Origin of the sequence: Candidatus Nanosynbacter sp. TM7-076 (genome assembly GCF_022828325.1) — a bacterium.
Lineage (GTDB): Bacteria > Patescibacteriota > Saccharimonadia > Saccharimonadales > Saccharimonadaceae > Nanosynbacter.
In genome coordinates, this window is record NZ_JAJQJS010000004.1 from 1 (window position 1) to 20,320 (window position 20,320).

Here is a 20,320-nt window from a genome sequence, read left to right on the forward strand (position 1 = left end):
AGTCGCCGTCCAAATGCCAGCCGGCGTCAGCTTCCAGTCCATTGCTGCCGGCAGCATCCACACCTGCGCCCTCACCACCCAAAACAAAGCCTACTGCTGGGGGCTGGAACTAGGCGGCGACTCGATCACTGGCTCGCTAACTCCGTTGGCAGTTAGTTCAGCTGGCGTTAATGTGCCAGTTGAGCAATCAGCTAGTCGGTTATATAAATGGAATAATGCCGTTCAGCCAGGAATGCCATTGGCTGCAACCAATGCGGTGGCCACTTTACCAGAAGTTGGCAGTTCGTTCCGGATTAGGGTGGGTCTGACGGCGGACGGCAATAAAACTCTTCAGAACACCACAGTTCCTCCTGGCAACATGAAACTTCGCGCTCAATATGCCAAGAAAACTGCCGCCAGTTGTAGTGCTGTGCCGTCTGGTGATTGGCAAAATATTACTACAAACTCCAGTCTGCGTTATGCTGCCACTGGTCCAGCGCATCAAACAGCCATTAGTGCTATCTCTGACAATCCAGTGCTGCCCACCAACAGCCACAATTACGTCCACCAATCGATTGTTCGTCCAACAACTGATTCATCGTTAACTTTTACTAATTATCAAGGCATTGAGTCAGGGCAGACTGGTTTATGGGACCTTGTCTTGGCAGATAATGGCTTGGAACAAAACACCAGCTATTGTGTCCGTGTGGTAACCGACACGACTGCCGCTCCTGGATCTAGTATTGACAGCTACACAACGTATCCAGAATTTAAGACCGCTCCTGGGTCGTTAGACATTCGTTTTAGGGATAATGCTGGCACTACGGTCGCGAATCCTGTCACGAATTTTGATAATTCCATTATTGGTAGCAGTAGTGTAATTACCAGCGCCCTCTTGTCCAACTCAAGCTCGAAACAAATTGAAGTTACGAATACACAGACCAGCTCTGGGTGGAGCGTTGTGTTGTCGGCATCTGACGGTGTGACCGCCAAGTGGAAGCGAACTGGCGGCACAGAATCGTATATGTTCAACGGCACTAATGGTGATCAGGGATTTCTGTCTGTTAATTTTGGGACATCATCTGTCTTAGCTTCGGGCAATTCATTGAGCGGTTCAACTTGTCAAACATCAGGAATATCAAAGGGTGTTGATTCTCAATTTAAGGTGGGGACTGCTACGGCTAACGGCGTTACATTGATGAGCAGCAGTGGATCAACTGGTCAATTGGGATGCGCATTTTTGCTACAGAATGTTCGATTAAATCAGACTATTCCAGCATATCAAAAACCAGGAACTTATGAATTGCCAATGACATTAACGGTAACAGCGCAGTAAGGTTGAGTATGAAAAATAGAGTAAAAAAATTATTCATCGCCATAACAATACTAGCTACTTTGAGTAGTCCTTATTCGGCTCTTGCGGATTCGTCGGCTAATTCTAATTTGTCGCAAGTGATCACTGATTGTACTCATGATTCTCTGGAAAATGGTAGCCAGATGAATGAGTCAATTTGTCCGATTTTTCTGCCAAAATTCTCTAAATTTGATTTGGTAAATGGGAAAGATTTGTTGGTATATGGTGTTTATGATGCGGTACATACAATAGCTGATCCCGCGACAGGACAGCACGATTTGAAGGTTGAGTTTAATGGTCGGACTTTTGTTTTGGGACGGGATAGCGAGCTTAAAGTTAACGGAAATATATGGGTGTTGGATTTTTCAAATTGGCAGAATAATCATCCGGGTGATAATTTTATGCCGCCAGTTCCAGAACATACCTATAACGGTCGTGTTACGACTAAGCTGAAGGATAATGCAACATCCCCAGAAGTAGTGCGGATTGCTGATTTTTCATTTACGACTCCGAAAAAGACCACTGAAGATGTTATTGTTATTCCAAAGATTGTTAAAGAGATAAGTAAGTCTTTGGCTAATACGGGAATTAATTTATGGATGATTATGGCTGCTGGTATTGGTGTAATTGTTGCGGCGTTCATTATGTTATTTATTGTTAAAAAACAGAAAAAGAGGGATGAATGAAAAAATAAGCATAATAAGTTATAATGTAATAAATTAAGTAAGGAGAAAAAATGAAAAAATTAACGTTGTTGATCGTTGCGAGCGTAGGCGTAGTTGGTCTATTGGGGTTGTATAATATGACAAACTCTTCTGTAGCTAATGCCGCAACTACTGCTAACTCTAAACTCTCTCAGACAATTAATCCTGGAGTTTTGAGTACTGATATCCGTGATTCAACGAATTCCTTAGTTAATAATCCAACATTCGCTATGGGCGCTACGACAGTGTCATCTTCATTAGGATCGGGAACTGGTGTTTTTGGGAATAACGACAATCGAATTTATGCCGAAAACCCAGGTGCCGCAGATAATGGCTGGACGTTGACACTAAACGTAGCGACTCCAGGAACTGGTGTTTGGTCTGCAGGCGGTGGAAAACAGTATAAATACAATGGAACCATTAACGAAGGTCGCCTAACAGTTAATCCAGCTGGCGGTACGGTAACTCCTGTAATTGGTGCAGCTGCAGGTATTACCAAGGGTACTTCTACGACCTTTTCTGGTACTAGCCCCGTAACACTAATGAGCGCTTCAGCGACTGCTAGTAAAGTATGGGCTGGATATATAACTAATACCTCATTAGCCCAAACCATCCCAGCTGGTCAGGCAGCAGGTACATACGTATTGCCAATGGTTCAAACGATTACGGCTCTTTAGCGGACTTAAATTGTTAAACGAGAATAGGCATTCTGATGGATGTCTATTCTTTTATGTGCGACATTGATATAATAAGCATAATAGGTTTTTAAGGAGGGATATGAAGAATTCGTTGTGGAGTAAAGTTATTGGAGTGGCGATGATTGCAGGGCTGATTTTGCCTATGTCGGTGTCTGCTAATGGTATTGGTGGTCGACCAGCAAATCCTGATCCGAATAATCCCAGGACAAGCTCAATTTTCATCTATAATCTTTCTGGTGGCGCTTCGAAATCTGACCAATTGTATGTTCAAAACGGGTCTGATAAAGAAGAAACGATTGAAGTTTATTCGGTTGACGGTACGGTTACGACGACTGGTGATATGACTTGCAAAGAGAAGTCGGAGGATAAAGTTGGTGCGGGCAAGTGGGTTTCTGTCTCTAAAAAAGAGGTGACTCTTGGTGCGAACGAGAACACGCTTGTTGATTTTACGGTAAATGTTCCAAGCAAAGCAGATGTTGGCGAGCATAATGCATGTATGGTTGTTCAGCGGAAGGCTAAGCAGTCGTCAAATAATGCTGGCGGCATTCAAGTTCAGACTCGTCAGGCTATCCGTATGGCAATAACCGTTCCTGGCGATATTCACCGTGACGTGACGATTGAGAAGTTTAATGTTAAGAATTCTAACAGCAGTCAATTGTATGAAATCGCCTTAAAAAATTCTGGCAATGTGTCGGCTGATGTTGACGTAAAGCTGGTTGTGAAAGACCCGATGGGGAATGTTGTTTATAAAAACGGTGGCGTGAACGCGATGATTGCGAATGAAACGCGGCAGTTTAATTTTGATAGCAATTTGGCGCCATTTTGGGGTGGAAAATATAAAGTAGAGTTGTCGATTTCCTATAAAAAGAAGGCTGGCGAGTGGGGAATTAGTCAGGATAAAAATGAGCTAATCACAAAAACCGCCGAACCAAAAGAATTGTTCTTCTGGCCATCAACTACAGCGTTAATGATGATTGGCGGCGGAATACTTTTGTTCATTATTTTGATAGTGATAATTATCATAAAATCAAAGCGGAACAAAAAAACTGTTCAATTTAAAAAACGTTGAGTTTATGAAAAAAGTGATAGAATAGATGTATGAAGAAAAGTTCTCTGATTAGAGCGTTTTTGAGCATTGTAATCGTGGCGCTCGGTGGGGTTTTACTACTGAAAAACCTCGAAGTTATTAACATTAGCTGGGACATTTTCTGGGGTACAGTTTGGGCTGCAGGATTTGTATTATCTGGGCTGGTGAATATATTCAATTATCGAAATAAAACGGCGTGGATTTGGGGATTATTGCTGGTTGCGATTGGCGTTCTGATTGGCTTCAATTCTTACGGAATAGTTGACGTTAGTATTTGGAAGGTATTTTGGCCTGTAGTTTTGATTGCTGCTGGTTTGGCAATGATGTTCAATACTAGCCCTAAGGGTGTTAAGCGCTCCAAAAAGTTGGACAAAGACGGAGCAGGTAATGAGAAAATTGCTTGTTTTTGGGGCGAAGAAGACTCTGTAAAAGGTGATTATACTGGCGGTTCGTTGGTTGCGATATTTGGTGGCGTGGATTTGGATTTGCGTCAAGCAAAGATTAAAGACGGTTCTGTGATTGAAATTTTTACATTTTGCGGTGGCGTTAATATTACTTTGCCAGACGATGTGATTATCGAGAACGAAGTACGCGGATTTTTGGGTGGAACTGATGATAAAACTCTACCTAAAGATTCTGCGAAAAAGACTCTATATCTGAAGGGTGAGTGTATTTTAGGCGGTCTGGAAATTAAATAAAGTTCTTGGGATTTTGATGAAAACGCGCTACAATAACAGTAGGGCGTTTTCGCGTATGTTGAATTGGCGTGAAATGAGCGGTTATCAGCCGTGAAGTCTGCGGGAAGAAATCGACATAAAGTCGAGATTAGAACCTGCCGTGAGCTTGCGTAAATAGCAAATAAAGAGCTGAAAGAATCACTTCTTTTGGAATCGAGATGGTACCGTCCGCATAAAACACCTGAGCGGATTCTCGAAGTCAAAAGAGGTGATTTTAATTTAGGAGAATTATGACAAAAACAGCATATTATCCACCAGAATACAGAAAGAAAGAATTTAATTGTGCACACTGTAAGGTATTTGCACATCAAACATGGATCAGTAATTTGTGTGGCGAACTAGTTAATGTGATGACTCTCAATTTACCCTATAATCCTAGTGAGGAGCTCTTGCCGTCAGATTTATTTGCCGCATCAAAATGTACACATTGTAATAAATGGTCTATCTGGATTGAGGAGTCTTTAGTTTATCCGGCACAAATTACAGTGGAAGACCCGAATGATGATATGCCGGATGAGGTTAAAAAACTATATAGAGAATCAGCTCAAGTTTTGTCTATTTCACCACGTGCGGCTGCAGCACTGCTGAGACTAGGATTGCAGATATTTCTCGGTGCTGTGGGGGGTGACGGTAAAAATATAAATGATGATATAAAGAAAATAGTTGCGTTGGGTGTTGAACCTGAAACACAAAGGGCTCTAGATATTCTAAGGGTGTTTGGTAATAGTGGAGCTCACCCTGGGGAGATTAAGCTTGATGAAGATCCTGACCTGGTGCACAAAATGTATGGGCTAATGAACTATGTTACCGACAGGCTTATTACCCAGGAGAATCAGATAAATGAATTATTTGAAGGTTTGCCAGAGGGAATTAAAGATCAGATTGAATCACGAGATAGTAAAAATAAGAATAAGGAGAAATTGCAATGAAATTCAAACATGGAACACGTCGTCGAGCTGCAGAATATGAGAAAGATTGGGTGCAGCGATGGAAAGATGACGACACATTTAACAAGTCGGTCGCGCAACGTCCCGCTGATAATTCTTGGGTTTTTTATGACGGTCCTCCGTTTTTGACGGGAACGCCACACCACGGACATTTGTTGGTCAGTACTGTGAAGGATACGATGGGACGATTTCACACAATGAAAGGTCAGCGAGTTGAGCGCCGTTGGGGTTGGGATTGTCACGGACTGCCAGCGGAGGTTTACGTCGAAAAAACGCTAGGCATTTCTAACAAAAAAGAGATTGGCACGAAAATTAGCGTTTCAGACTATGTCAAGGAATGTCGAGCGGCTATGGTGCGAACTGGCACTGAGTGGGAAGACACGATTGAGCGAATTGGACGTTGGGTCGAGTTTAAGGGCGCTTATAAAACCATGGATAATAATTACATGGAATCTGTTTGGTGGGCGTTCAAGAGACTTTACGAAGAAGGCAAAATCTATGAAGGCGAAAAGATTTTGGTCTATTGCACAAAGGACGCGACGCCAATTTCTAAGAGTGAAGTGGCTATGGAGAATAGTTATCAAATGGACACCGACCCGAGCTTGTTCGTCTACTTTAAGCTGGAGGATGAGGATGAGTATTTGCTTGCATGGACGACAACGCCGTGGACTTTGCCGGCAAATATGGTCTTGGCGGTAAATCAAGACGTTGATTATTCTTTGGTGGCGTACGGCGATAAAAAGTTTTACGTTGCGAGCGACCGTGTTGAGAAAGTTATGACGGATGAAAAACATCAGCCGCTGGAATATTCAATTGTTAAGACGATTAAAGGTTCTGAATTGGTGGGTAAAAGATTCGAGCCGCTATTCGAAAATCGTGGGCCGGCTGCGCATAAGATTCTTCATGCCGATTTTGTGACGACTGAGGATGGTACGGGAATTGTTCATATTGCGCCAGCTTACGGGGAGGACGATTATGAATTGTGTCGAAAAAATGACGTTCCAGTACTGTCGTTGGTCGATGGCGATGGAAATTACACAGAGGGCAGGTGGCTGGGTCGCAATATCTGGGAGGTGAATAAAGAGATAGCGAAGACTTTACTGGAAGAGGGTCGGGCGCTGAAAATTGAATATATTCGCCACGAATATCCGCATTGTCATCGATGTGGCACGAAATTGATGTACCGTGCTCACCCAAGTTGGTTTATGGATATTCAGAGCCAGAAAAAGGAAATGTTGGAGGCGAACGAGCAAACAAGCTGGACGCCAGATAATCTGAGGACTGGACGATTCCATAACATCATCGAGCAGGCGCCAGATTGGAATTTGAGCCGCGATCGTTATTGGGCAACACCAATTCCAGTGTGGAAGGGCGTGAAAAATGATGGCACGGAAGTAGTGAAGGTGATTGGAAGCTTTGCAGAATTTGAAGAAGTTACGGGTCGCAAGTTGGACGATTATCATTTGCCGCAAGTTATGGACGTTACGTTTGAGTGCGACGGCGCAGAAATGCATCACATTGGTAAAGTTTTGGACTGTTGGTTTGAGTCTGGCTCGATGCCGTTTGCTCAATTCCATTATCCATTTGAGAACAAGGAAAAATTTGAAACAAGTTTTCCGGCTGACTTTATCATTGAAGCGATTGATCAAACTCGTGGCTGGTTTTATAGTTTAACGGCGGTAAACGTGGCTTTGTTTGGTAAATCTCCATGGAAGAATTTGATTTGTACTGGATTTATCAATGCTGCCGACGGTAAAAAAATGAGCAAGAAGCTAAAGAATTATACCGATCCGATGGAATTGATGAATAAGACTTCGGCCGACAGCTTCCGATTCTTGATGCTTTCAAGTCCACTAACAAACGGCGAAAACTTTGCCTTGGCAGATAAGGACGTGATGGATGTAGCGCGTAAGCTTGGTATGATCTGGAATATGTACGACTTCTTCACGATGTATGCTGAAGTTGATGGCTGGGAGTTTAATGGCGATTTGTCAGATCCGCTTCACGATTTAACAAATCCGTTGGATATTTGGATTGTGTCGAGGTTGCATCAATTGATAACAGAGGTCGAGCGAGGTCTTAATAATTACAATCTTCAGGATGCAACTAAGCCGATCTTGCCATTCTTAGACGACGCAAGTAACTGGTATGTTCGACGTAGTCGTCGTCGCTTCTGGAAATCTGAAGATGACGGTGATAAAAATGACGCTTACCGCACGCTCCATTATGTTTTGGTGCGACTCAGTTATATGCTAGCGCCGTTTACGCCATTCTTAGCGGAAGAATTGTACCATAATTTGACGGGTGATAACGAGTCGATTCATCTTAAAGATTGGTTGCCGGCTGGTAAAATAGATAATTCAATGCTACGCGACATGAATGCGTTGCGTACTGCGGTGAATGATGGCTTGTCGAAGCGCGCATCGGAGGGAATTAAGGTGCGTCAGCCGTTGGCATCTGTGAAACTTATCAACACTATTTCTCAAGATACGCCAGCGGAAGTTGCACAATTCTTGATTGATATCGCTAAAGATGAATTGAACGTGAAATCGGTTGAAATTGTTACAGATTCAGAGTCTGAGCCGGCGCAACCGAGTGTTGTTTATGACTTAACAATCACCCCTGAATTAAAGCGCGAAGGCTTGATGCGTGAAATCATTCGCCACGTTCAAAGCGCACGCAAGCAGGCTGGTTTACAGATAGATGATCGAATTGTACTGAGTATTTCCAGTGACGATTCTGAGATATCTCAAGCTATCGACGCTTTCGCTGACGTCATTAAATCTGAAACTCTTGCTGTGGAATTAAATTCTGCAGTCGATGAATCGGAAAAATATGATGCCAAAATCGAGGGTAAATTGGCGGAAATTTCCTTGAAAAAGGCGTAAAAAACCAAGTTATAACGTCTATGCTTGCAAAAGTCAAGGGCAGCTAGTATAATAAGTTCATAGCATAATAATTTGAAAGGATAAGCTATGATTAACTTGATTAAGGCTGGAGCTATTGCTGCATTGGCTACCGTTGGCGTAATATTCGGCAACGTAACCGCATCTGCATCTGCATTAGAAGCTAATCCGCCAGCTGCACCAAAAATAACAATTTCCACCGCTCAGTATAAAGGTGAGAAAAACACAATTAAGTTCGAAGGGGTTGCTAACGACCACTATCGATTCGTGCTAACGAGTGGTACAAATAAGATTCAGTTGAGAAGCCCAATTCGTCAAGAATTGATGCAGGGCAGTGAGCTGTCGATCGAGGATTTGGTGAAGAAGTATTACCCAAGTTCTGCCAATTCAATACCATACGATACTCCTATTTTAATTGACACATACTGGTTCGACAAAGAAGGCACTTACGACAACTCATTGCGCCAAACTGTCGCATTGACTGTTGGTGGCAATCTGACAAAGGCAGTGAAGTTGAGCCAGACATCGGCAACATTGAAAAACCCAGAAAGTTTGCCGGAAGCTCCTGCTAATCCAGATCCAGCTACTCCAGCAAATCCAGTAAATCCTGAAGCTTCAACTGAATCAGAAAGCGTTAATGTAGCGGCTACTCCAGTTCTAGTAGAATCAACCTCAGTTCCAGCTTCTCCACGCAAAGAAGATAAGCCTACTGAGACTTTAGCTGAAACTGGCGCGAGTGTATACTCAGTTATTGTCGCTGCTATTACGGCAATTACCGCTGGCGGTGCTGCGATTATTAAGCGATCGTAATCTTGTAGATTCTCGTAAGAATTTCAGTAAAAATATCCTCCTCTTCACGGGGAGGATATTCTATTGACTTTTAATCGTACTTATGCTAATATATCATTGTTAATTGATAAAAATAAAAAAGTTATGCAAAATTTATTCAACAAATTATTTGGTAGTAAAATAGGGTTTTCGCCAATCGACCCGCTGGCAGACGGACTTGCTGAAGAAATTATTAAAGAGCAGCGGGAGCCGCAGGCGATTCGTCTGGATGCCGACGATATAGAGGATATTCGTAAGTTTTGGTCTCGTGCGGATGGCGATTTTGACAGATAATAGTGTATAATTAGCTCATGCTAATTGAGTTTTTTACGTTTTTTGCTCGAGCCGGCGGAGGAGGGTCGGGTTCTTCTGGAGGGTCCTTAATTTTGATGCTACCTGCGGCTGTATCGGGCGGTGTGGCAGGTTTTGTAAAAAGGAAGACTAGATCAAAAATAGCAGGCTTCTTGGTGGGCGTTGCTGTTGGACTAGTTTTTAGTTTACTGTATTTAGCTGATTTAATGTGGTTCATATGTGCAGTTATTTCTACTTTCGTGGGGGCTGCTATCTCTGTATTTGTTGATAAGCTCAAATTATTTCGCCAAAATAGTGAGGCGGCTACGAATACAGTTCGCCAAGCTTCCTCCGCTGATTCGTTATGGCAGCCAGATAATCTTACTAATTACGCTAGGCAAGTTTTCGAGAGGTTTCAGTATGATTGGAGTAACTTAGATTATGAGTCAATTCGTAGGTACACGACACAGAGATATTCAAATCACATTGGACTAGTGATGCAGGCTTTGCGTCAAATGGGTCGTAGGAATATCGTCGATAACGTGCGGATAAATGAGGCTATTTTTGCTGACGCGCATGACGACGCTAATAATCAAAGTGATCGGGTGAGTGTAGCATTTTTGGCGGAAGCAGACGATAGGCTAGAGGAGGTTGCTACAGGTAAGAAAATCCGAAGTACTAACGAAGAATTTGCGGAGAAGTGGAACTTTGTTCGTGAAGGCAATGAGTGGAAATTAGATGGTATAAATCAGCCAACTGAGGACATTAATACATTAGTTGGCTCGCTGAATAAGTTTGCTAAGGATAACGGCATGTATTTTAGCCTGGATTGGGGTAGGCTACTTCTTCCGAAGGGTGGTAACTTATTTTTGCCGCGCTATTTTAACTCTGCTGACGTAAATAACCACGTTATTGGTATTTGGGATGGTGGCATTCTTGTTCAGCTTTATACTTGTGTGCTTAAAAACGGCAATGGATTTACGGACGAGGGTAAAAACAAAGATGAGGTTAACTATCTTATCGGTCAGATTATGCTGCCCAAATCTTACGGTGGAATTTTGGTCGACAGGGGTGATAATAGCATTTTTAGGAAGCGCGTGATAGCTCCGTTTGGATACAAAAAAGTCAAAATGGAGTGGGGTGATTTTAATAAACGCTATACCATTTTTGCCACAAACGAAGATCAGGCGGCGAGCTTCGAGTTATTAAATCCGAGTTTTATGGCGTGGCTGTATGACCAGGATATAAAAGCTAACATTGAAGTGATGGATAATATAGTTATTCTATATGCCCGGGTTTCTTCTGATGAAAAACGCTATGCGGAAATGTTGGAGATTTTAAGAAGAGCTCATAAAGAGCTGAAAATGTAGGAGGTGCTATGATTACTAAAGCTATTATTCCGGTCGCTGGTTGGGGAACGCGGATGCTGCCGATTACCAAATCTATTGAAAAGTGTATGTTGCCAGTTGGTACTCATCCAGTGATTGATTATATTGTGCAAGATGTTGTACGAGCGGGCGTAAAGGATATTTACTTTGTGGTGGGTGAACAGAGCACACAGGTGCAGAGCTATTATCGTTCGAATATTCAATTGAACGATTATTTACGTCGAGCGGGCAAACAGGATAAGCTTCCTCTGGTGGCGCCACTTCAAGATGTCCGAATACATTTTTTAACTCAGCCGGGAACTGGTGGTTACGGCACAAGCATTCCAGTTGGTCTGGCGAGCGAATTTATCGAACAGGGCGAGTCGGCCTTTGTGATTATGGGCGATCAATTCTTTTGGCGTGATGACGGTGGCTCAAACGCGGCAGATTTGGCGGAGTTAGTGGAGTCGCGCGGATTGTCGGCTGGGCTATTAGGAAATCCTGTCGAAGAGGAATTTATTCCGCAAACAGGGATTATTGAAACTGACAATCAGGGCAATTTTGTGCGAATAATTGAAAAGCCAAAATTGGAAGAAGCTCCAAGTAACCTCAGTAATTCAAGTTTTTACGTCTTGAACAAAGAGATTTTCGAGTTGGCGCGAACTTTGCCGGCGAATCCTAAGAGAGGCGAGTTTGAGCTAACGGACGCGATTAATGCGTACATCGATGGCGGCGGCGTGATTGTTGTCGGCGAAGCTAAGGGCGAATATATGGAATGCGGCTCACCGAGCGGTTGGTTGAAGGCGAATAACGCCATGGCGAAAAACGCTACTTGCTAACTTGACTATATCGATCTTTTGTGCTATTGTATAGTTCGTACATGGAAAAACATCCAAAACAAACAACTATGAACGGAGTCGAAATTAAGAATCCTGGCGAGGTGTTGTCTGCGGAGGGTCTTAAGAATCTTGTAGCTGAGGCTGGTATTGATGGCTCTACGCCAAAGGAGCGGGCGAATCAATTTAAGAATGCTAGCCTTGAGGATTTTGCTGGGCTTATCGATAATATTAATAGGGGAGTTCAGGGGTCTGCTGATTCATTGATTTTAGAAGATGGCGTTATGAAAATAGGCGACAAGGAAACTATACCTGTTGAGTATCGCTACGAGGTGATGAGCGAATTGATGAGATTGATAAAAGAATCTTCTTATGATGTTAATCCAGAACGGCTTGGCGATGTGGCTGCGCTTGGTATTGTGCTGCTTCATCCGTTTCGGGACGGCAACGGTAGAACGGCTCGAATTGTAGGTTCCATATTCCACGAGGAATATGATGATGGATGGGAGAATAATTACGGTATAGTTTCTGAATCTCGATATATCGCAAGGGAGCGTGGCGGCTTTATAATTAATGGCTATATTCCATATCTGCCCGAAGGTAAATCTCAGTCAAATCCAGAAGATGTCATTGCGTATTTAGGAAGTCTGCTGTCGTCTGAACATAAAGACGATAGGTTATATACTGGACCTTTTGGGCAGGCATCACTTTATAAGTAATTGCTACTGATGTGTACTTGATTTTATTGCTAGTTTTTGATAGAATTATTAGAGTTAATTCATAATAATTAAGGAACGAAATGAAAGCAGTCGTAAAAATCTCTGGCAAACAATATCTTGTCAGCGAAAAAGAGTCCCTCTTGGTGGATCTCCTCCCTGAAGGCACAAAAGAACTCACTCTCGACGCACTTTTAGTGATTGATGGTGATAAAATCAAGGTTGGTGCGCCAACTGTAAAAGGCTCTAGCGTTAAAGCTAAGGTCGTAGAAGCGGAAGTTAAGGGCGACAAGCTTCGCGTTATCCGCTACAAGAGTAAGAAGCGTGTACACAAAGAAACTGGTCATCGCCAGAAGTACACGAAGATTGAAATTACGTCAATCAAATAATCCAAAGAGCCGCTTTCGCAAAGGAAGCGGTTTTTTGATGTCTGTTATTTATGTTCTGCTCATGCTATAATTAAGGCAGGTAAAAAGGGGAACGAATGACAAAAATCATTGCGGTGACAAATCAAAAAGGTGGCGTCGGCAAAACAACGACGTCAATTAATGTGGCATATTTTTTGGCAAAAGCTGGCAAGAAAACATTGTTGGTGGATTTTGATCCACAAGGCAATGCCACCAGTGGACTTGGAATAGATAAGCAAAATTTGGGCGCAACAACATCAGAGGTGATTATGCGACAAATTGACCTATCGAATATCATATTGCCAACGGAATATAAAAACTTATCAATCGCTCCAGCTACACCTCATTTGGCGAATACGGAAGTGGAATTGGCGCAGGCGCAGGGAAGGTTTGTCCGCTTACGAGAGGCTTTACAGAAGGCGACGGATTACGATTATATTATTATTGATAGCCCGCCTAGCTTGAGTTTGTTGACAGTCAACGGTATGATTGCCGCTAATTACGTATTGCTTCCAGTTCAGACAGAATTTTACGCATTGGAAGGATTGGGGCAGCTTTTGGAAAGTATGAAATTGATAAAGAAGGGGCTTAATCCGCCTCTGGAATTACTGGGCGTTTTACTGACGATGATGGACTCCAGGACGACTTTGTCTGGTCAAGTTCACGCTGAGGTTAAAAAATATTTCCCAGATAAGATTTTTAAGAATAGCATTCCGAGAAACATTCGCTTGGCTGAAGCCCCTAGTCATGGCGCGCCAGTTGGTGCATATGATCGTTTTTCAAAAGGCTCTCGGGCTTATAAGGCGCTAACGAAAGAAATTATAGAGAGGGTGGAACGATGAAAAAAGGTTTAGGTAGAGGTTTTGGGTCATTGATTCCAACCAATTTGATTGATGAAACGTTCGACCCGACAGCACAACAGGACGTGAAAGTTTCTCATCTTAGAGATATTGCTATTGATCAAGTTGTCCCAGATCCAGATCAGCCGCGCCGTTTTTTTGATGAGAATGCTTTGAATGAGTTGACGGAATCGGTGCGCGAGCATGGTGTAGTTCAGCCAATTGTTGTGACGCCAAAAGGCGATAAATATCTGATCGTGGCGGGCGAGCGACGTTGGCGTGCGGCGAATAGGGCGAATTTAACAGAGGTGCCGTGTATTGTCAGGAGCATGAGCGACCAAAATCGCTTGGAGATTTCTTTGATTGAAAACTTGCAACGACATGATTTGAATGCGCTTGAAACTGCGACCGCTTATCAAAAATTGCGCGACCAATTCAATATGACGCTGGAGGAAATTGGTAAGCGTCTGGGCGGCAAATCTATAAGTGCGGTCAGTAATACGTTGAGGCTGCTGAAATTGCCGAAGTCTGTGCAGCAGGCGTTGTTTGAGGGACGATTAAATGAAGGACAAGCAAGACCTCTAATTGGTTTACCTGATGACGCTGCGGAAGATATTATGGAGCGAGCTATTCGTGAGGAGTGGTCAGCGCGACGGATTGAGCAAGTTGTTACTTTGTGGAAGCAAGCGAAGGCTAGTCCAATCGAGAACAAACGCCGCCCAGCAGATATGCCTCACGCGGATGCTGTTGAAAGTCTTTCAAAGCGATTTGGAACAGGGGTGAAAATTCGTACAAACGGTCGTGGAGCTGGTCAGATTAGTATCAAGTTTAAGGATAATCTTGAATTTGAACGAATAAGAGAATTACTCGAAAAATAATTTTTATTAGAACGAGCGAATTTTATTGAATGGGAATATTCGTAGACTAACTGGCCCGACGATGTCATAAAGGGGGATTGGTCCCATGCAGTTTCGAGAGTCGCAAGAATAGCTTCCTTGGCGGTGATCGCCCATGACGAATATCGTGCCTTCCGGTACGGTAGTATCGACATCGCCAGAAGTAGGCTGTCCTGGCTCATTTTTATTAACTGAGGTGTCAGGGTTAAATCCGTCGGGGTTCTCTGTATTGTAAACAGTTACGGTGCCGTCTTTTACAGTAACTCGTTCACCAGCAAAGGCAATTACACGCTTAACGATGTACTCATCTTTGCCTGTCGAGGCGTTAAAATTCGGATTCTTAAACACAATTACTTGTCCGCGCTTTGGAATATAATTTTTATTCTGTAATTTTGAACCAGTGACGGGCAATCTATTGACGATCAGACGATCACCGGTGTACATAGTTGTTTCCATACTGGCGCCTTCAACATTGAAAGTTTGAAATACAAAAGTGTTCAATAAAAGTGTACCGATCACCACGCCAACAACGAAAATGACCATTCCCAGGCCATCTTGTAATTTTGGATGACGATCCATAAAAGTAGCGTCCATTGTTTCAATTATAAGCGTTTTGTGTGTTATAATCAATAGATATGAAACCACGCAAACAGTCGATGGACGGATTTGTCGCCAAGCGACCACAGCGAACTTCGTTGGGGGAAATTACTAGCAAAAAAACGACTACGCTCGGGCATACTCGTAGCAACGAAGATAGTCCACAAGTGTCGAATAATGCGACAAGGAGTATCCAGCAACCAACTTCTGCTAATAAATTAAAGCAGAATATTAGCGAATCGTTGGCGGCGATTGATGAAAATACTAAGCCTTCTCATCGACAGGAGCGCAAACAGAAGCGTAAGAAAAAGTTAATTACCAGGATTATTCTTGCGGTTATCGGAATTATTATTGCAATTGTGGCTGGCTGGCTGCTATTAAAATTATGGCAGACGATGAACTCGGTGTTTCATAACGGCGGAATCTTAGGGCTATTCTCGCAGCAGAAACTGAAAGAGGATGCTTATGGTCGAAGTAATGTGTTGATTTTAGGTACAACAGATGACGATCCGGACCATCCAGGTGCGACATTGACTGACTCGATGATGATTCTTAGCGTCAATCAGACAAAGAAGGACGCGTATATGTTTAGCATTCCGCGTGACTTGTATGTAAAATTTGGCATGGCGTGTAATTCTGGCTACGCTGGTAAAATCAATGAATATTTTGGTTGTGTAAACAGTGGAGATAGCGCGCAGGCAGAAGCCGAACGAATGGATAAAACTAAGAAATTCATCGGCGATATATTCGGTATGGATATTCAATACGTGGCGCATATTAATACTGCGGTGATTCGTGATGCTGTCAATGCGGTCGGCGGAGTTACCGTTGACGTACAGAGTCGTGATCCACGAGGAATTCTTGATCCAAGTATGGACTGGATGTGTCGAGCGAAGGAGTTGAATTATCAGCAACGTCGCGAACGATGTCCAACAGGTCACTATATGCAATTAACTAACGGCAAGCACGAAATGGACGGTGAAAAAGCGATGTGGTTCTCTCGAGCGCGTGGTTTGGTGGCGCCAACTTACGGATTGGAACAATCCAACTTTGACCGAGAGAGAAACCAGCAGTTGGTTATGATGGCACTGAAAAACAAAGCTACTTCCACGGGAACGCTGACTGATTTTGGTAAGGTGACGTCTCTGATGGATGCCATGGGCAAAAACTTGCGCACAAACATTGACACGAAAGAAATCCGCACAATTATGAACCTTGGCTCGGAGATAAAAGAATCTGATATTCACAGATTGAGTTTTGTGGAGGAAAATAACGTGCTTATGACCACTGGCACGGCGGGTGGCGCAAGCATAGTCCAGCCAGCTGCGGGATTGTATGATTATGACGACATCCGCGCTTATATAAAGTCTGAGATTTACGCAACTCCGCTATCTAAGGAAAAAGCCACAGTTGCTGTCTTGAACGGCTCTGGTGTGGCTGGCGCAGCGCAGAAAGAAGCGGACAACTTGACAGAATTAGGAATGAAAGTTGTTCATGTTGGCAATGTTCCAGGTGGTGAGAAAGTAGCAAAAACCCAAGTTTATCAATTGCCAGCTGGTAAAGAAAAAACTGCTACAAAAGATAAATTTAAGGAGTTGTACGGCTCGGTTTCGTCAGATTCCTCGAAGTATAATTTGAATGTTGATGCGCAATTTATCGTTGTTGTGGGAACTGGCTCATAATTTGGTATAATAGAGTAAGTTATGGAGTTACTGAAAACTGTTAAGCGAAGAACGTTTTGGAGCGAGTTGGTTTACTATGTCTTAAATATTGGCTTGGCGGCTGCACTACTTGTTATTGCTCAAGCGTTTCAGACTCCGTTTCCAGCGTTAGCGCTTGTCGTGCTGAGTAAATGGCGCATAATTGCTGTTCGTCCGCGTTTTTGGTGGGCAAACATTCAGGCTAACTTGGTTGACTTAACGGTCGGAATTGGTGTTGTTGGCCTTATGTATCTACCTACGTCGGTGTTTTATTTCCGCGTAGCATTGGCTGTATTATATGCAATTTGGCTAGTCGTGATTAAGCCGATGTCTAAGCGCTGGCAGGTTGCCATGCAGTCGTTGATCGCTATTTTTGTCGGCGTAACTGCTCTGATGGTGGTGTCATACGAGTGGCCAGTTTCTGTAGTTGTTATTCTGATGTTCTTGATTGGTTATAGTTCTGCGCGCCATTTCTTGCACAGCTATGACGAAGAACAAACGGTTTTACTTTCGGCAATTTGGGGGCTCGTCTTTGCTGAACTGGGCTGGCTGTCATATTATTGGACTTACAGTTACGGAAAATCACTATTTGGCGGCGTTTCACAGGTTACAATAATCTTATTACTATTCTCGCTTGTCGCCAGTAAGGCTTACCAATCTTATAACAAACATAAAGCTATTCGATTCTCGGACATATCCGCTCCAGTGATTCTTACAGCCGGAATCATCTTAGTGATGCTAGTGTTCTTAAATTCTGTAGTAATTTAATCTTGGGCGCCAGTGAAACGCAGGACTAGGATGTAATTGAGAACACTCTCTTTTATAAAACCATTTTTCACGGCTTCGTCAATTATTCTATTGTGCTGCTGAGGGTCCGCCTCGATAAATAGTAAACCTTCTGAGGTGAGACATCGCGGTGCTTGTGAGATCAATTGCAATATTAACTTCAGCCCTTCGTCTTCGGCGAAAAGCGCAATATCTGGTTCGTATTGGAGTTCTGGAGATACGTCCCAATTCTTATCGACGTAAGGCAAATTGGCAAAAATGTAGTCGACTGGTTTGAGCTGGCCATTAAGTAATGATTGCTGTTGAATATGGACGTCCGCATTTAAGGCATTCGCATTTTTTTCTGCAATGTTTAAAGCTGGTTTGCTGATGTCGGATAGGATTACCGACAAGTTGCTCCTCTCTAATTTGGCAGTAATTCCCAGACAGCCAGACCCTGTGCCAACGTCAATTAAAACTTTTTCGGCAATTTCACTGGCGGTCAGTTCTAAGAATAATGAAATTAGATCTTCGGATTCAGGGCGGGGAATTAAAACAGAGGGAGATACGGTGAATTTACGCCCGTAAAATTCTTTATAGCCCAGAATGTAGGCGATTGGTACGCGGTCTAACCTTAGATCTAGTCTGGCATTTGCGATGTCAAATCTTCTGGGGTCAATTTTTTCGTCCAGGTGAGCGTGTAGGTAAGTGCGGTTTTTTCGCAAAGTGTTGGCTAATATCAATTCAGCGTCTAATCTGGCGGACGGGATGCTTGCCGTTTTTAAGGATTTTGTGGCAATTTTTAGCCATTCAGAGATAATCATGTGGCTAATTATAACATATATCTATGGAATGTAAAAAGTAAAATGCTTGCAAAAACTGAGAAAAATGGTAAAAAGTATTGACAAATCAAGAGAGAGAGTATTATAGGCTTCATATCATTAGCGAAAGGAATGAATATATAATGGAATTGCCAAATAATACGCACAGTAGCGAAGCCGCAAAGCAAATGAAGTCTGTAGCAGAAGGATTTAATCCTGAACTGACTACTGAAGAAAAAATACGGGCGGCAGCAGAATTTGAGGGTCTGGTTCTATCGACGTTTCTTAGATTCGCGGGAGATGCGAAAACTTATGACCATACTGTACTAGAAGATGGGATAAAGTCGAGTATTCTTTTAGAAATTCCTCAAGAAGACGGATCTTGTGTATTGGTCGAAGTGGAGTCCGCTACGTTTGATGGGGGAGGTGAAGAACGATCCGTACGAATTATTGAGTCGGATGGGGGAGATAAAGAGAGACATCATTATTATATAGAAGATGATCAGGTTTTGAGGTACGATGACAATCTTGCTGAGCGCTCGCGAGAGTTAAGGGGAGCGCTGCGCCCCGAAGAAAGTATCAGTATTGAGGGCATAAAGCGTGCGCTCGATATGTGTAGAAATGAAGTAGAGAATCGTAAATTAGAGCAACAAATGGGGCTAAATCGTCAACCAGTCGGTGTGGACGAAATAAGTAAGTTGGCAAAACTATTGGAGTCTGCTGAGCCGCGTAAGCCGTACTAATTACCAGCATTCTGAGCTTTCAACTCGCGCTCATATCTCTGTAGATTTTCAATCAAATCGTCGATATCCCCGTTCATTGCAGCGGGGATATTGCTGCGGCTGTAGTGAATGCGGTGGTCGGTGATTCGGTCTTGCGGAAAGTTGTACGTTCGAATTTTTTCCGAGCGGTCGCCAGTTCCGACCAACGAGCGTCGCTCGGCACTTAATTTGGCGTTTTCCTCGTCAATTTTCATCTGTAACAATCGCGAACGAAGCACGCTCATGGCTTTTTCGCGGTTTTTAATTTGCGACTTTTCGTCTTGGTTTGTGACGATCATTCCAGTCGGCAAGTGGGTGATTCGTACTGCTGAGTCTGTCGTGTTCACACTTTGACCGCCGTGTCCGCTGGAGCGGTAAATATCAACGCGCAAATCGTTCGGATTTATTTCAATGTCAGCCTCTTCTGCTTCCGGTAAAACTGCCACAGTTACGGTTGAGGTGTGGACGCGACCTTGACTTTCAGTGACTGGAACTCGTTGAACTCGGTGTACGCCACCTTCGAACTTCAATTTAGAGTATGGTGCGTCACCCTTGATCATGAAGATAACTTCTTTATAGCCGCCAGAATCATTGGCTGATTCGCTAATTAATTCTACTTTATAGCCGTTAGATTCGCACCAACGTAAATACATGCGGTATAGTTCCGCCGCAAACAATGACGCTTCATCGCCACCCGCGCCAGCGCGGATTTCCATGATGATATTTTTTTCATCGTTGGGGTCTTTCGGGGTAAGCAGGATGAATAATTCTTCTTCTAATTCGGTCAATCGAGTTTCAGTTTCGGTAATTTCAAGTTTAGCCAGGGCAGCCAATTCGCCGCCTTCGTTAGCTAATTTTTTGGCTTCTACTAAGTTTTTTTCCAGGTTTTCTCGCTCTTCGCCTTTGGAGATAAGCGTTTCTAATTCTGAAAATCGTTTGTTTTTTACCGTAAAATCTGGTGAGCTGTAAGCATCAGGTTGCGCTAAAAAATTGCTCAAATCAGCTCGTTCATTTTTCAGAGAATCCATATCTAAAGAAATCTTTGCCATATCTATAAAATTATATCATACATTGACAAATGTTT

At 43.1% G+C, this 20,320-nt stretch carries 20 protein-coding genes and 1 pseudogene; 18 read left to right on the top strand and 3 right to left on the bottom strand.

The genetic code is table 11. The annotated features are described in order from the left end of the window. From LRM47_RS03225 to LRM47_RS03295, 15 genes and pseudogenes are all read left to right on the top strand, one after another. Positions 1-1,315 (top strand): annotated as a pseudogene (locus LRM47_RS03225) (RCC1 domain-containing protein); the annotation flags it as partial. Between the two features lie 8 nt (positions 1,316-1,323). Next, positions 1,324-2,019, top strand: a complete 696-nt coding sequence (locus LRM47_RS03230) for an LPXTG cell wall anchor domain-containing protein (RefSeq protein WP_243822767.1) — start codon at positions 1,324-1,326, stop codon at positions 2,017-2,019. Positions 2,020-2,069: 50 nt separating this feature from the next. Then, positions 2,070-2,714, top strand: a complete 645-nt coding sequence (locus tag LRM47_RS03235; RefSeq protein WP_243822768.1) for a hypothetical protein — start codon at positions 2,070-2,072, stop codon at positions 2,712-2,714. Between the two features lie 100 nt (positions 2,715-2,814). Next, positions 2,815-3,804, top strand: a complete 990-nt coding sequence (locus tag LRM47_RS03240; RefSeq protein ID WP_243822769.1) for a WxL protein peptidoglycan domain-containing protein — start codon at positions 2,815-2,817, stop codon at positions 3,802-3,804. 29 nt (positions 3,805-3,833) lie between these two features. Then, a complete protein-coding gene (locus LRM47_RS03245; protein WP_243822770.1) occupies positions 3,834-4,520 on the top strand; it encodes a LiaF transmembrane domain-containing protein in 687 nt (228 codons plus the stop codon). Positions 4,521-4,789: 269 nt separating this feature from the next. Then, positions 4,790-5,488: a DUF4145 domain-containing protein gene (locus LRM47_RS03250; protein WP_243822771.1), complete on the top strand. Its 699-nt coding sequence runs from the start codon at positions 4,790-4,792 to the stop codon at positions 5,486-5,488. Next, positions 5,485-8,394, top strand: a complete 2,910-nt coding sequence (ileS, locus tag LRM47_RS03255) for an isoleucine--tRNA ligase (protein WP_243822772.1) — start codon at positions 5,485-5,487, stop codon at positions 8,392-8,394. Before LRM47_RS03250 ends, ileS begins: the two co-directional genes overlap by 4 nt. Positions 8,395-8,481: 87 nt before the next feature. Further along, entirely contained in the window at positions 8,482-9,222 is a 741-nt protein-coding gene (locus tag LRM47_RS03260; RefSeq protein WP_243822773.1) for a hypothetical protein, read from the top strand. Positions 9,223-9,285: 63 nt separating this feature from the next. Beyond that, the gene (locus LRM47_RS03265) at positions 9,286-9,534 is read left to right on the top strand and encodes an acyl-CoA reductase (RefSeq protein ID WP_243822774.1); all 249 of its coding nucleotides are present in this window, start codon (positions 9,286-9,288) and stop codon (positions 9,532-9,534) included. 17 nt (positions 9,535-9,551) lie between these two features. Then, the gene (locus LRM47_RS03270) at positions 9,552-10,901 is read left to right on the top strand and encodes a TIM44-like domain-containing protein (RefSeq protein WP_243822775.1); all 1,350 of its coding nucleotides are present in this window, start codon (positions 9,552-9,554) and stop codon (positions 10,899-10,901) included. An 8-nt stretch (positions 10,902-10,909) separates the two neighbouring features. Then, a complete protein-coding gene (locus LRM47_RS03275; RefSeq protein ID WP_243822776.1) occupies positions 10,910-11,737 on the top strand; it encodes a sugar phosphate nucleotidyltransferase in 828 nt (275 codons plus the stop codon). Between the two features lie 41 nt (positions 11,738-11,778). Next, the gene (locus LRM47_RS03280; protein ID WP_243822777.1) at positions 11,779-12,453 is read left to right on the top strand and encodes a Fic family protein; all 675 of its coding nucleotides are present in this window, start codon (positions 11,779-11,781) and stop codon (positions 12,451-12,453) included. A gap of 80 nt (positions 12,454-12,533) precedes the next feature. Next, entirely contained in the window at positions 12,534-12,839 is a 306-nt protein-coding gene (gene rplU / locus LRM47_RS03285; protein ID WP_243822778.1) for a 50S ribosomal protein L21, read from the top strand. 95 nt (positions 12,840-12,934) lie between these two features. Then, on the top strand, positions 12,935-13,699 hold the full coding sequence (locus LRM47_RS03290) for a ParA family protein (protein WP_243822779.1): 765 nt from the start codon (positions 12,935-12,937) through the stop codon (positions 13,697-13,699). Then, positions 13,696-14,574 (top strand): ParB/RepB/Spo0J family partition protein, encoded by an 879-nt coding sequence (locus tag LRM47_RS03295; protein WP_232736371.1) that lies wholly within the window; start codon positions 13,696-13,698, stop codon positions 14,572-14,574. Before LRM47_RS03290 ends, LRM47_RS03295 begins: the two co-directional genes overlap by 4 nt. 6 nt (positions 14,575-14,580) lie before the next feature. Here the strand turns inward: LRM47_RS03295 and lepB are convergent, their stop codons facing one another. Further along, complete coding sequence (gene lepB, locus LRM47_RS03300) at positions 14,581-15,186, bottom strand: signal peptidase I (protein WP_243822780.1); 606 nt, start codon at positions 15,184-15,186, stop codon at positions 14,581-14,583. Positions 15,187-15,227: 41 nt separating this feature from the next. Here lepB and LRM47_RS03305 point away from each other — a divergent pair, with 41 nt between their 5' ends. Continuing rightward, complete coding sequence (locus LRM47_RS03305; protein ID WP_243822781.1) at positions 15,228-16,871, top strand: LCP family protein; 1,644 nt, start codon at positions 15,228-15,230, stop codon at positions 16,869-16,871. Positions 16,872-16,892: 21 nt separating this feature from the next. Then, a complete protein-coding gene (locus LRM47_RS03310; RefSeq protein WP_243822782.1) occupies positions 16,893-17,657 on the top strand; it encodes a hypothetical protein in 765 nt (254 codons plus the stop codon). Here the strand turns inward: LRM47_RS03310 and prmC are convergent. Then, positions 17,654-18,478 (bottom strand): peptide chain release factor N(5)-glutamine methyltransferase, encoded by an 825-nt coding sequence (prmC, locus tag LRM47_RS03315; RefSeq protein ID WP_243822783.1) that lies wholly within the window; start codon positions 18,476-18,478, stop codon positions 17,654-17,656. The two genes, LRM47_RS03310 and prmC, sit on opposite strands and share 4 nt — an antisense overlap. A gap of 140 nt (positions 18,479-18,618) precedes the next feature. Here prmC and LRM47_RS03320 point away from each other — a divergent pair, with 140 nt between their 5' ends. Then, positions 18,619-19,218, top strand: coding sequence for a hypothetical protein (locus tag LRM47_RS03320; protein ID WP_243822784.1), 600 nt, complete (start codon positions 18,619-18,621; stop codon positions 19,216-19,218). On the opposite strand, the gene prfA is transcribed toward LRM47_RS03320, so the two are convergent. After that, positions 19,215-20,285, bottom strand: a complete 1,071-nt coding sequence (gene prfA / locus LRM47_RS03325) for a peptide chain release factor 1 (RefSeq protein WP_320412898.1) — start codon at positions 20,283-20,285, stop codon at positions 19,215-19,217. The genes LRM47_RS03320 and prfA overlap by 4 nt on opposite strands. Between the last annotated feature and the right edge of the window lie 35 nt (positions 20,286-20,320).